A 12,136-nucleotide genomic window follows, 5' to 3' on the forward strand; every position below is an offset into this window, starting at 1 on the left:
GAACCCGGCTTTCCGCTGCGGCTTCTTCCCCGATTGACCAGGGTCGTCAATCCACGCCGGGCCGATTGACGGCCCCGGTCAACCCGCGTGCTCCGGTACCGGAAGCGCCGCACCGTGGTGCGCATGGCACTCATGGACCAGTACGCGTTGGACATCTGGCGGCTCGGCTCGCACGGTCAGGCACCGCCCCCGGCACCCGGCAGCCACGAGGCGAAGCTCCTGCGGGCCTGGTGGGTGGCCCGCCGGGAGGCCGGGCAGGAGTTCGGGTCCGGCGGCGGCACCGCGGACCGGGACGCGGCGCCCTCCGCCGGCCCGCGCGCGGACCGGGACGGGACACGGCAGCGGGCCTCCCGGACCGCACCCCGGCCCCTCCGGCGCCGGGCACGGAGGGCTTAGCATGGCGTGGTCTCGTCCGGTACCGGCCACTGAGCGGACCGGAACGCATACGGAAGGCCGCTTTCGTGAACGCACACCACTCCCCGCCCCCGGACGGCACCGGGGACGCCTCCCGGCCCGGCGCCGGGGGCAGGCCCGAGCCCGCCGCCCCGGCCCGCGCCGAGGACCGCCCGGCGCGGCTGTCCGTGGGCGTCGTCGGCGCCGGACGGGTCGGCCCGGCGCTGGCCGCAGCCCTCCGGCTGGCCGGGCACCGCCCCGTCGCGGCCTCCGGGGTCTCGGACGCGTCCCGCGGCCGGGCGGCCGAACTGCTGCCCGGTGTGCCGCTGGTGGACCCGGCCGAGGTGCTGGCCCGCTCCGAGCTGGTCCTGCTGACCGTGCCCGACGACGCGCTGCCGGACCTGGTGTCCGGCCTGGCGCGGACCGGCGCCGTGCGCCCCGGCCAACTGGTTGCGCACACCTCCGGCCGGTTCGGCATCTCGGTGCTGGAGCCCGCGCTGCGGGCCGGGGCGCTGCCCCTCGCGCTGCACCCGGTGATGACGTTCACCGGCACGGCCGTGGACGTGCAGCGGCTGGCCGGATGCGCGTTCGGAGTGACCGCGCCGCAGGAGCTGCGGCTGGCGGCCGAGGCCCTCGTCATCGAGATGGGCGGCGAGCCGGAGTGGGTCGCCGAAGAAGCCCGCCCGCTGTACCACGCGGCCCTCGCCATCGGCGCCAACCATCTGGTCACGCTGGTCAACCAGTCGATGGACCTGCTGCGCGCCACCGGGGTGCAGGCCCCCGACAGGATGCTGGGCCCGCTGCTGGGCGCCGCCCTGGACAACGCGCTGCGCTCCGGTGACGCCGCGCTGACCGGCCCGGTGGCCCGCGGCGACGCGGGCACCGTCGCGGCGCACGTCGAGGAGCTGGCCCGCAGCGCACCGGAGACGGTGGCCGGATATCTGGCGATGGCGCGCGCGACCGCCGACCGGGCCCTGGCGCACGGCCTGCTGCGGCCCGAGCCCGCCGAGGCGCTGCTGGACGTGCTGGCGGCGGCGGGCGCACCCGGCGGCGGCCCCCCGGACGACGGCTCGTCCGGCGGTGCCGGACCGGCCGGCGGCGCCCCGCAGGCGCCGGGCGAAGACCCGGGCGACGGCCGGGACGACGACGGGGAAGCGGACCGGGGAGACGGCCGGGACGGGGAGGCGGGCGCATGACGCCGCGCGTCATCGGTACGGCTGCCGAACTGCGCGCCCTGGCGCGCGCGGGCGACCGGGCCGTCGTCATGACCATGGGCGCGCTGCACGAGGGCCACGCCGCGCTGGTGCGCGCGGCCCGGGACCGGGTGGGTCCGCGGGGCCAGGTCGTCGTGACGGTCTTCGTCAACCCGCTCCAGTTCGGCGCCGGTGAGGACTTGGAGCGCTACCCGCGCACCCTGGAGGCCGATCTGGAGGTCGCCGGGAAGGAGGGCGCGGACGTGGTCTTCGCCCCGTCCGCGGCCGAGGTCTACCCGGGCGGCGAGCCGCAGGTGCGGATCTCCGCGGGGCCGATGGGCGACGTGCTGGAGGGCGCCTTCCGGCCCGGGCACTTCGACGGGATGCTCACCGTCGTCGCCAAGCTGCTCCATCTGACGGCACCCGATGCGGCCTTCTTCGGGCAGAAGGACGCCCAGCAGCTCGCCCTCGTCCGCCGGATGGTGCGGGATCTCAACTTCCCGGTGGAGATCGTCGCGGTTCCCACGGTCCGCGAGCACGACGGTCTCGCCCTCTCCAGCCGCAACCGGTTCCTGAGCGACGCGGAGCGCGCCAGCGGCCTCGCCCTCTCCCGTGCCCTGCGCGCCGGTGAGCAGGCCGCGCCGCAGGGCCCGGCAGCAGCCCTGCGCGCCGCACAGCAGGTGCTGGAGCCGGCCGCCTCGCAGGGCCTGGAGGTGGACTACGTCGCGCTGATCGACCCCGAGGGGTTCGCCGAGATCACCGACCAGGCACGGCAGGGCGACGCCGTGCTCGCCGTCGCCGCCCGCGTGGGCACCACCCGGCTGATCGACAACGCCCCCCTGCACTTCGGCCACGCGTACCCCGGCCACTCGAAGTCCGGCCACTCGAACCTCGGAGAAGCCCGATGACCGCCCACAGCCGGTACCCCGAAGCCGTCGGACCCGGCATAGCCGGCACCGCGCTGCCCGCGCCCGACCCGGGCTGGACCCTCGACGCCGATGTGGTCGTCGTCGGCTCCGGGGTCGCCGGGCTGACGGCAGCGCTGCGCTGCGCGGCGGGCGGCGGCCGTACCGTCATCGTCACCAAGGCCCGGCTGAACGCCGGATCGACCCGCTGGGCCCAGGGCGGCGTCGCCGCCGCGCTGGGCGAGGGCGACAGCCCGGAGCAGCACCTGGACGACACCCTGGAGGCAGGTGCCGGACTGTGCGACGAGAGCGCGGTGCGCACCCTGGTCACCGAGGGTCCCGCGGCCGTACGGCGGCTCATCGCGGCAGGTGCCGATTTCGACCTCTCCTCCGACACCGGTGAGATCGCGCTGACCCGCGAGGGCGGCCACCACCGCAACCGCATCGCGCACGCGGGCGGCGACGCGACAGGCGCCGAGATCTCCCGCGCACTGGTCGAGGCCGTACGCGGACAGGGCATCCGCACCGTCGAGAACGCCCTCGTCCTCGACCTGCTCAAAGACGCCGACGGGCACACCGCGGGCGTCACCCTGCACGTGATGGGCGAGGGGCAGCACGACGGCGTCGGCGCCGTCCGCGCCCCCGCTGTCGTACTGGCCACCGGCGGCATGGGCCAGGTCTTCGCCGCGACCACCAACCCGGCCGTCTCCACCGGCGACGGCGTCGCCCTCGCACTGCGCGCCGGCGCGGAGGTCTCCGACCTGGAGTTCGTGCAGTTCCATCCGACGGTGCTCTACCTCGGCCCGGACGCCGAGGGGCAGCAGCCGCTCATCTCCGAGGCCGTGCGCGGCGAGGGAGCCCATCTGGTGGACGCCGACGGGGTCCGCTTCATGCAGGGCGCCCACCCCCTCGCCGAGCTGGCGCCGCGCGACATCGTCGCCAAGGGCATCATGCGGCACGCCGCGCAGCAGGGCACCGACCACATGTATCTGGACGCCCGGCACTTCGGCGCCGCCATGTGGGAGACCCGCTTCCCCACCATCCTGGCCGCCTGCCGGGCGCACGGCATCGACCCGGTGACGCAGCTTGTCCCGGTCGCCCCGGCCGCCCACTTCGCCAGCGGCGGCATCCGCACCGATCTGACCGGCCGCACCACGGTCCCCGGCCTCTACGCCTGCGGCGAAGCCGCCTGCACCGGCGTCCACGGAGCCAACCGTCTGGGTTCCAACAGCCTGCTGGAGGGCCTGGTGTTCGCGGAGCGGATCGCCCAGGCCGTGCTCGACCCGGTCGACCCGGCCGCGGGTCCGGGCGCCGGGTCCGCGGCGCCCGCCGGACCCGCGGACAGCGCCGGTTCGGCGCGGGCGGCGTTGCTTCCCGCCTCCGCGCGGACCCGCGTCCAGCGCGTCATGAGCGAGGGCGCCGGAGTGCTCCGGTCCGGCGCCTCCCTGGCGGGCGCCGCGGAGCAGCTCGCGGCCCTCTCCGGTGCGGCGGCCGGGAAGCGTCCCGAGCCGGGCGTGGACACCTGGGAGACGACCAACCTCCACCTGGTCGCGCAGGTCCTGGTGGCAGCGGCCCTCCGCCGCGAGGAGACCCGAGGCTGCCACTGGCGTGAGGACTTCCCGGACCGCGACGACGAGGCGTGGTCCCGCCACCTCGTCGTGAGCCTCGGCACCGGCCGCGGAGGCGCGGCACAGCCCGACAGTCCCGAAGGCGCGGCACAGCCCGACAGTCCCCAAGGCGCGGCACGGCCCGACGCCCGCTTCACTCTCCGTACCACCCGGACGACCGTCTTCCCGCCGGTTGTCGCCCTGCCCAAGGAGCAACAGTGACCGACGACCTCCCCCTCCTCCAGATCGGCCGGGGCCCCTCGGCGCCGTCCGAGGGCGGTGGCTGCGGCGACGGCTGCGGCTGCTCGGCCGAGCCGGGCCCGGACGGGCTCGACCCACTGGAGTGCGGCCTGGACCCCGATCTGGCGCAGCTGCTGAGCGACTCCGGCCTGGACCCCGTGCACGTCGAGGACATCGCCCACCTGGCGGTCGAGGAGGACCTCGACCGCGGTGTGGACGTCACCAGCGTCGCCACCATCCCGGAGGAGGCCGTCGCCACGGGCGACTTCACGGCCCGGGAGGCGGGCACCGTCGCCGGGCTCCGGGTCGCCGAGGCGGTCCTCTCGGTGGTGTGCACCGACGAGTTCGAGGTGGAGCGGCACGCGCTGGACGGGGACCGGGTGGTGGCCGGGCAGCGGCTGCTGACGGTCCGCACCCGCACCCGCGACCTGCTCACCGCGGAGCGCAGCGCCCTCAACCTGCTGTGCCGGCTCTCCGGGATCGCGACCGCGACCCGCGCCTGGGCGGACGCGCTGGAGGGCACCGGGGCGCGGGTGCGCGACACCCGCAAGACCACGCCGGGGCTGCGCGCTCTGGAGAAGTTCGCGGTGCGCTGCGGCGGCGGGGTCAACCACCGGATGTCGCTGTCCGACGCGGCGTTGATCAAGGACAACCATGTGATCGCCGCGGGCGGGGTGGCCGAGGCGTTCGCGCGGGTGCGCGCTGAGTTCCCGGACATCCCCATCGAGGTGGAGGTCGACAGCCTCGACCAGATCCCGCCGGTGCTCGACCAGGGGGCCGATCTGCTGCTGCTGGACAACTTCACCCCGGGGACGACCGCCGAGGCGGTCACCCTGGTGGCGGGCCGGGCGCGGCTGGAGTCCTCCGGGCGGCTGACGCTCGCCAACGCCGCCGAGTACGCGGCCACCGGTGTCGACTACCTCGCGGTGGGGGCGCTCACCCACTCCGCGCCGGTGCTCGACATCGGCCTGGACCTGCGGGAGGAACAGCGCTGATGCTGCTCACCATCGACGTGGGCAACACCCACACCGTGCTGGGCCTGTTCGACGGCGAGGAGATCGTCGAGCACTGGCGGATCTCGACGGAGGCGCGCCGCACGGCGGACGAGCTGGCCGTGCTGCTGAACGGGCTGATGGGGATGCACCCGCTGCTCGGCGAGGAGCTGGGCGACAACATCGAGGGCATCGCCATCTGCTCGACCGTCCCCTCCGTGCTGCACGAGCTGCGCGAGGTGACCCGGCGCTACTACGGGGACATCCCGGCGGTGCTGGTGGAGCCCGGGGTCAAGACCGGCGTGCCGATCCTGATGGACAACCCGAAGGAGGTCGGGGCCGACCGGATCATCAACGCGCTGGGGGCGGTCGAGCTGTACGGCGGTCCGTGCGTGGTGGTCGACTTCGGCACGGCCACCACGTTCGACGCGGTCTCGGCGCGCGGCGAGTACGTCGGCGGCGTCATCGCACCCGGTATCGAGATCTCGGTGGACGCGCTGGGCATGCGGGGTGCGCAGCTCCGCAAGATCGAGATCGCCCGGCCGCGCAGCGTGATCGGCAAGAACACCGTCGAGGCGATGCAGGCGGGCATCGTCTACGGCTTCGCGGGCCAGGTGGACGGGGTCGTCAACCGGATGGCGGCGGAGCTGGCGGACGATCCGCAGGATGTCACCGTCATCGCGACCGGCGGGCTCGCCCCGATGGTGCTGGGCGAGTCGACGGTGATCGACGAGCACGAGCCCTGGCTGACGCTGATCGGCCTCCGGCTGGTGTACGAGCGCAACGTCGAACGGGGCTGAACGCGGGGCCGTGCGTCGGGGGACGGTGCCCGCGGGGTCCGCTCGGCGGGATGGGCGGTGCCCGCGGTCCGCGTGGCGGGCGGTCCGGGTCGCCACGCCGTAAATCAGGCAATACGTACATTTATCCCGCATCTCTTCTATCGTCGCCGCATGCCCACGCCATACGGTTCCCGAGGCGGCGTGGCGTTCGGCCCGCACGAGCTGCGTGTGCTCGGCGGCGCTCTCGCCATCGCCCTCCAGTCCGACCCCGCGCCCGAGCGGGTCCAGGAGTATCTGCGGCTCGTCCGGGCCGTGGACGAGGCGATCGGTGAGGGCGCCCGGCTGCGCTCCTTCGTGCGTGCTGACCTCGCCCGCCACCGCGCGGCGCTGCCGGGTGCCGCGGCCGGCTATCTGGAGCAGTTCGAGGACGCCCTCGCCGCCGGGTACCTCCCCGCTCCCGCCGACCTCGCCGCGCTCCGCGGGCTGTGCGCCCAGCCCGTGGGCCCGAGCGAGGCCGCCCGCCGCGCGGGCCTGCTGCGGCGCGCCGAGGAGGCCCGGGTGCCCCGGCTGCCCCGGCCCAACGACGGCCGTCAGGCGCCCCGCGTACCCGCCGTGCGGGCCGGCGAGCAGGAGGACGGCGACGGGCCGGAACCGGCGCCCCGGCGCCCCGGGAAGCCCTCGCCCGCTCCGGCCGAGCCCGCTCCGGCCGAGCGCCCCGCCACCCCCTCGCGGCCCGTGCCCACCCCCGCCGAGGTCTTTCCTCCCCGGCGCCGCCGGACCCAGCCCGAGCCCCCGGAGGAGCCGTCCGCGGAGCCGGACGCGGAGCCGGGCACCGAACAGCGGGCCGCCGGGGGCCGCCCGCCGATGGCCCTGCTGCCGCCGCGTGCCGTCCCTGTGTGACGCGGTACGCGCTCCGGCGGTCACGCGCCGCCGGGGCTCGACCGCGTCCGGGGCCCCGTGCCGCCCCGCCCCGCCGATCCGCCCTGCCGGTCCTGCCGCGGGGGGCGGCGTTACCCTGGGGACTCCGTTCACCGAGGAGGCCCTGGCATGGACTACGTCGCCGCACTGACCCCGCCGCTCGTGATGGCGGTGGCCTTCACGGCGCTCATCGTGACGATCGTCCGGACCCAGGGCGGTGCGAACAAGGCCAAGGAGGACGGCATCGTGGACGCCGCCGCGCGCGCCGATGGCGCCGGGCAGCAGCGCCGGAGCTGAGCCCCGGGGCCCCTCGCGCCGGACTCCGCACTCCGGTGCACCCCGCCCACTGTCCGGGTAATTTCCTCGATTCGGACATTTTCCACTATTGTTCTTCTGTGCCGAGGCCATTGGGAGAGCTGGAAGACGCCGTGATGACCCGGGTGTGGCGCTGGAACCGCCCGGTCACCGTGCGGGAAGTCCTCGAAGATCTCCAGAAGGAACGCACCGTCGCGTACACGACGGTGATGACCGTAATGGACAACCTGCGCCAGAAGGGCTGGCTCCGCAGGGATCAAGAAGGCCGCGCCTATCGTTATGCAGCCGTCTCCACCCGGGCCGCATACTCGGCCGCTCTCATGCATGAGGCGTGGTCGGCGAGTGACAACCCCGCCGCCGCTCTTGTCGACTTCTTCGGGATGATGTCCCCGGAACAGGCCGAGGTGTTGCGGACCGCCTTGCGAGTCGCACATCTGAACGGTGTCCATCTCGATCCCCCCGCTGCGGACGGCGAGACCGAGGGTCGATAGCGTCCGTTCATGACAGAACGCGCACCGCTATCCGAGATCACCATCCGCAGGGCCCGCACGGCCGATGTCCCGGCGGTGCGCCAGCTGCTCGACGCCTACTCGCGCGACCGCATCCTGCTCGACAAAGCCACCGTGACCCTTTACGAGGACATCCAGGAGTTCTGGGTGGCGGAACGGGACGCGGATGCGGAAGTCGTGGGCTGCGGCGCGCTGCACGTCATGTGGGAAGACCTGGCGGAGGTCCGGACCCTGGCCGTGGACCGTTCCCGGCGTGGAACCGGCGTCGGGCATCTGCTGCTGGAGAAGCTCCTGCGCACCGCCCGCTGGATCGGGGTGCGCCGCATTTTCTGCCTCACCTTCGAAGTCGAGTTCTTCGCCAAGCACGGCTTCACGGAGATCGGCGAGACCCCGGTGGACGGGGATGTCTACAGCGAGCTGCTGCGTTCCCCCGACGAGGGAGTGGCCGAGTTCCTCGGTCTCGAACGGGTGAAGCCCAACACCCTGGGCAACAGCCGGATGCTGCTGCATCTGTGATCCGGGGGCGAAGGCCCGTCACTATGTCCGAAAGATCCCGCCAATCCCAGCGGAGCCGGCGGTCAAACTCGGCACAGGGTTTGTGTTTCCCAGGGAAAAGCGGTTTGCTTTCCACGTCGGTATCTGTAATCCGTTATCCAGGACGAATGGGAGTAGCAGGTGGCACAGAAGGTTCAGGTTCTTCTTGTCGACGACCTCGAGGGCGGCGAGGCGGACGAGACGGTGACGTTCGCGCTGGACGGTAAGTCCTACGAGATCGACCTCACGACCGCTAATGCGGACAAGCTCCGATCCGCTCTGGAGCCCTATCTGAAGGGCGGCCGGCGTACCGGTGGCCGTTCCTCGCGCGGAAAGGGGAGCCGCTCGGGATCGGGTTCCAGCAACAGCCAGGACACCGCGAAGATCCGCGCGTGGGCCAAGGAGCAGGGTTACGAGGTCAATGACCGCGGGCGTGTTCCGGCCAGTATTCGCGAGGCGTACGAGAAGGCCAACGGCTGAGGCGTTCCGGCTCACGGGCCGACCCTGACCCCGATGGCCGTCCCGGTTCGGGAGGCCCCCTCGCGGCGGCCTCCCCAGGGGCCGGCCGACCCCTGGTCGGCGGGTCCCGTCGCGCACCGGACCCGTCACGCGCTGCTGTGCCGCGTCACCCGGTGTGTCCGCTCCTACGGGGTGCGCGGAAGGTGTCCACGGAAAGGGCACCCGTCTGTTCGCCCTCAGCGGATGCGGGGTGCCGTATCCGGCGGAAGCCGCATGGATTGTCACACCGAGCGGGTAAGAAGGCTCTGACAGCCAGGAAGCCCCAGGTGGCGGCGGCGGATCGGGGGTGCTGAGTGACAGGTGCCACCGCACGGCCGGGGGGCCGGTGCGGAGGTGTTCGCCTTCGGCGTAGTGGATCCAGGTGAATACGCCTGGCCTGCGGGAACATCGTCTCGCACCATCGGGTTGGAACTGGTGTCGGCTGTCCGGGCAGGAGGCGCATGATCGACCGGGTCGACCGGGCCGCAGTCGGCAGTTGGAATGAGCGGTCCCCCGTTGCGGGACTAAGCTGCGGAAGGACAGCGAGGGGAGCGTCCCCTCACTGCCTGACCGCTCTGAGGAGCGATTAACGATGTTCGAGAGGTTCACCGACCGCGCGCGGCGGGTTGTCGTCCTGGCTCAGGAAGAAGCCCGGATGCTCAACCACAACTACATCGGCACCGAGCACATCCTTCTGGGCCTGATCCACGAGGGTGAGGGTGTCGCCGCTAAGGCACTGGAGAGCCTCGGGATCTCGCTTGAGGCTGTCCGCCAGCAGGTGGAGGAGATCATCGGGCAGGGCCAGCAGGCGCCGTCCGGCCACATCCCCTTCACTCCTCGTGCCAAGAAGGTGCTGGAGCTGTCGCTCCGCGAAGCCCTTCAGCTCGGCCACAACTACATCGGTACCGAGCACATCCTGCTGGGGCTGATCCGCGAGGGCGAGGGCGTCGCCGCCCAGGTCCTCGTCAAGCTGGGCGCCGACCTGAACAGGGTGCGCCAGCAGGTGATCCAGCTCCTGTCCGGTTACTCCGGTGGCAAGGAAGCCGCCACGGCCGGCGGACCCGCCGAGGGCACGCCGTCCACCTCGCTGGTGCTGGACCAGTTCGGCCGCAATCTCACGCAGGCCGCCCGCGAGTCCAAGCTCGACCCGGTCATCGGGCGCGAGAAGGAGATCGAGCGGGTCATGCAGGTCCTGTCCCGCCGTACGAAGAACAACCCCGTGCTCATCGGTGAGCCCGGCGTCGGCAAGACCGCCGTCGTCGAGGGGCTGGCGCAGGCCATCGTCAAGGGTGAGGTGCCCGAGACCCTCAAGGACAAGCACCTCTACACCCTCGACCTGGGCGCGCTGGTCGCCGGCTCCCGCTACCGGGGCGACTTCGAGGAGCGCCTGAAGAAGGTGCTCAAGGAGATCCGTACGCGCGGCGACATCATCCTGTTCATCGACGAGCTGCACACCCTGGTCGGCGCGGGCGCCGCCGAGGGCGCCATCGACGCGGCGAGCATCCTCAAGCCGATGCTGGCCCGCGGCGAGCTGCAGACCATCGGTGCCACCACGCTGGACGAGTACCGCAAGTACCTGGAGAAGGACGCGGCCCTGGAGCGCCGCTTCCAGCCCATCCAGGTCGCGGAGCCGTCGCTGCCGCACACCATCGAGATCCTCAAGGGCCTGCGCGACCGGTACGAGGCGCACCACCGCGTCTCGATCACCGACGCAGCCCTGGTCGGCGCGGCCACCCTCGCCGACCGCTACATCTCGGACCGCTACCTGCCCGACAAGGCGATCGACCTGATCGACGAGGCGGGCTCCCGGATGCGCATCCGCCGGATGACCGCTCCGCCGGACCTGCGCGAGTTCGACGAGAAGATCGCGAACGTGCGCCGGGACAAGGAGTCCGCGATCGACTCGCAGGACTTCGAGAAGGCCGCCTCCCTCCGCGACACGGAGAAGCAGCTGCTGGCCGAGAAGGCCAAGCGGGAGAAGGAGTGGAAGGCCGGCGACATGGACGTCGTCGCCGAGGTGGACGAGGAGCTGATCGCCGAGGTCCTGGCCACGGCCACCGGCATCCCGGTCTTCAAGCTCACCGAGGAGGAGTCCAGCCGGCTCCTGCGCATGGAGGACGAGCTGCACAAGCGCGTCATCGGCCAGGAGGACGCCATCAAGGCGCTCTCCCAGGCGATCCGGCGCACCCGTGCGGGCCTGAAGGACCCCAAGCGCCCCGGTGGCTCGTTCATCTTCGCCGGTCCCTCCGGTGTGGGTAAGACGGAGCTGTCCAAGACGCTGGCCGAGTTCCTGTTCGGGGACGAGGAGGCGCTGATCTCCCTCGACATGTCGGAGTTCGGCGAGAAGCACACCGTCTCGCGGCTCTTCGGCTCCCCGCCCGGCTACGTCGGCTACGAGGAGGGCGGCCAGCTCACCGAGAAGGTGCGCCGCAAGCCGTTCTCCGTGGTCCTCTTCGACGAGGTCGAGAAGGCTCACCCGGACATCTTCAACTCGCTGCTGCAGATCCTGGAGGACGGTCGGCTGACCGACTCCCAGGGCCGGGTCGTGGACTTCAAGAACACGGTCATCATCATGACGACGAACCTCGGCACCCGGGACATCTCCAAGGGCTTCAACCTCGGCTTCACCGCCCAGGGCGACGTCCGCGCGGGATACGAGCGGATGAAGGCGAAGGTCAACGACGAGCTCAAGCAGCACTTCCGGCCGGAGTTCCTCAACCGTGTCGACGACACCGTCGTCTTCCACCAGCTCACACAGGACGACATCATCCGCATCGTCGACCTGATGATCTCGCAGGTGGACGAGCGGCTGAAGGACCGCGACATGGGCATCGAGCTGAGCACCGAGGCCAAGGAACTGCTCGCCGAGAAGGGCTACGACCCGGTGATGGGCGCCCGGCCGCTGCGCCGGACGATCCAGCGCCAGATCGAGGACATCCTGTCGGAGAAGATCCTCTTCGGCGAGCTGCGGCCCGGTCACATCGTGGTCGTGGACACCGAGGGCGAGGGCGAGGGCAAGACCTTCACCTTCCGGGGCGAGGAGAAGTCCGCGCTGCCGGACGCTCCGCCGGTGGAGTCCGCCGCGGGCGGCGGACCCAACCTCAGCAAGGAGGCGTGAGGGCCGCAGCGCCCGCACGCCGGATCATCCGAGTGGGGACCGACCCGTCCGGGGTCGGTCCCCACCGGTGTTTCCGGCCCGGTCCGGCCCGGTGCTCGGGCCGTCCGCCGGCGGGGTGCTCAGGGCCGCTCAGCG

Annotated in this window: 12 protein-coding genes; all 12 read left to right on the plus strand. The window is 72.5% G+C overall.

Annotated elements, in window-relative coordinates; all coding sequences use genetic code 11:
* Nucleotides 1–123 precede the first annotated feature (123 nt).
* The 12 genes from ACFYMO_RS18240 to ACFYMO_RS18295 all read left to right on the plus strand — a co-directional run bounded on the left by ACFYMO_RS18240 (nucleotide 124) and on the right by ACFYMO_RS18295 (nucleotide 12,001).
* The gene (locus ACFYMO_RS18240; RefSeq protein WP_366773847.1) at nucleotides 124–396 is read left to right on the plus strand and encodes a hypothetical protein; all 273 of its coding nucleotides are present in this window, start codon (nucleotides 124–126) and stop codon (nucleotides 394–396) included.
* A 179-nt stretch (nucleotides 397–575) separates the two neighbouring features.
* Nucleotides 576–1,589, plus strand: a complete 1,014-nt coding sequence (locus tag ACFYMO_RS18245) for a Rossmann-like and DUF2520 domain-containing protein (protein WP_388547423.1) — start codon at nucleotides 576–578, stop codon at nucleotides 1,587–1,589.
* Nucleotides 1,586–2,494, plus strand: a complete 909-nt coding sequence (gene panC / locus ACFYMO_RS18250) for a pantoate--beta-alanine ligase (protein WP_366773845.1) — start codon at nucleotides 1,586–1,588, stop codon at nucleotides 2,492–2,494. The genes ACFYMO_RS18245 and panC overlap by 4 nt, the downstream gene beginning before the upstream one ends.
* Nucleotides 2,491–4,320 carry an L-aspartate oxidase gene (locus ACFYMO_RS18255; RefSeq protein ID WP_366773844.1) on the plus strand — a complete coding sequence of 610 codons (1,830 nt, stop codon included), beginning with the start codon at nucleotides 2,491–2,493 and terminating at the stop codon, nucleotides 4,318–4,320. The genes panC and ACFYMO_RS18255 overlap by 4 nt, the downstream gene beginning before the upstream one ends.
* Entirely contained in the window at nucleotides 4,317–5,333 is a 1,017-nt protein-coding gene (gene nadC, locus ACFYMO_RS18260) for a carboxylating nicotinate-nucleotide diphosphorylase (RefSeq protein WP_366773843.1), read from the plus strand. The genes ACFYMO_RS18255 and nadC overlap by 4 nt, the downstream gene beginning before the upstream one ends.
* On the plus strand, nucleotides 5,333–6,130 hold the full coding sequence (locus ACFYMO_RS18265; protein WP_019355666.1) for a type III pantothenate kinase: 798 nt from the start codon (nucleotides 5,333–5,335) through the stop codon (nucleotides 6,128–6,130). Before nadC ends, ACFYMO_RS18265 begins: the two co-directional genes overlap by 1 nt.
* 150 nt (nucleotides 6,131–6,280) lie before the next feature.
* Nucleotides 6,281–7,009 (plus strand): hypothetical protein, encoded by a 729-nt coding sequence (locus ACFYMO_RS18270; protein ID WP_388547374.1) that lies wholly within the window; start codon nucleotides 6,281–6,283, stop codon nucleotides 7,007–7,009.
* A 147-nt stretch (nucleotides 7,010–7,156) separates the two neighbouring features.
* Complete coding sequence (locus ACFYMO_RS18275; RefSeq protein WP_366773841.1) at nucleotides 7,157–7,324, plus strand: hypothetical protein; 168 nt, start codon at nucleotides 7,157–7,159, stop codon at nucleotides 7,322–7,324.
* A gap of 98 nt (nucleotides 7,325–7,422) precedes the next feature.
* Nucleotides 7,423–7,833 (plus strand): BlaI/MecI/CopY family transcriptional regulator, encoded by a 411-nt coding sequence (locus ACFYMO_RS18280; protein WP_366773840.1) that lies wholly within the window; start codon nucleotides 7,423–7,425, stop codon nucleotides 7,831–7,833.
* A 9-nt stretch (nucleotides 7,834–7,842) separates the two neighbouring features.
* Entirely contained in the window at nucleotides 7,843–8,367 is a 525-nt protein-coding gene (locus tag ACFYMO_RS18285; protein WP_027761346.1) for an amino-acid N-acetyltransferase, read from the plus strand.
* Between the two features lie 159 nt (nucleotides 8,368–8,526).
* Nucleotides 8,527–8,865: an Lsr2 family protein gene (locus ACFYMO_RS18290; protein ID WP_388547379.1), complete on the plus strand. Its 339-nt coding sequence runs from the start codon at nucleotides 8,527–8,529 to the stop codon at nucleotides 8,863–8,865.
* Nucleotides 8,866–9,475: 610 nt separating this feature from the next.
* Nucleotides 9,476–12,001 carry an ATP-dependent Clp protease ATP-binding subunit gene (locus ACFYMO_RS18295; protein WP_276478461.1) on the plus strand — a complete coding sequence of 842 codons (2,526 nt, stop codon included), beginning with the start codon at nucleotides 9,476–9,478 and terminating at the stop codon, nucleotides 11,999–12,001.
* The last annotated feature ends 135 nt before the right edge of the window (nucleotides 12,002–12,136 follow it).

Origin of the sequence: Streptomyces sp. NPDC007025 (assembly GCF_042869455.1) — a bacterium.
GTDB lineage: Bacteria > Actinomycetota > Actinomycetes > Streptomycetales > Streptomycetaceae > Streptomyces.

Coding starts and splice junctions, on each gene's coding strand:
- ACFYMO_RS18265 (WP_019355666.1), top strand. CDS start 5,333: ATGCTGCTCACCATCGACGTGGGCAACACCCACACCGTGCTGGGCCTG.
- ACFYMO_RS18270 (WP_388547374.1), top strand. CDS start 6,281: ATGCCCACGCCATACGGTTCCCGAGGCGGCGTGGCGTTCGGCCCGCAC.
- panC (WP_366773845.1), top strand. CDS start 1,586: ATGACGCCGCGCGTCATCGGTACGGCTGCCGAACTGCGCGCCCTGGCG.
- ACFYMO_RS18285 (WP_027761346.1), top strand. CDS start 7,843: ATGACAGAACGCGCACCGCTATCCGAGATCACCATCCGCAGGGCCCGC.
- ACFYMO_RS18295 (WP_276478461.1), top strand. CDS start 9,476: ATGTTCGAGAGGTTCACCGACCGCGCGCGGCGGGTTGTCGTCCTGGCT.
- ACFYMO_RS18240 (WP_366773847.1), top strand. CDS start 124: ATGGCACTCATGGACCAGTACGCGTTGGACATCTGGCGGCTCGGCTCG.
- ACFYMO_RS18275 (WP_366773841.1), top strand. CDS start 7,157: ATGGACTACGTCGCCGCACTGACCCCGCCGCTCGTGATGGCGGTGGCC.
- ACFYMO_RS18255 (WP_366773844.1), top strand. CDS start 2,491: ATGACCGCCCACAGCCGGTACCCCGAAGCCGTCGGACCCGGCATAGCC.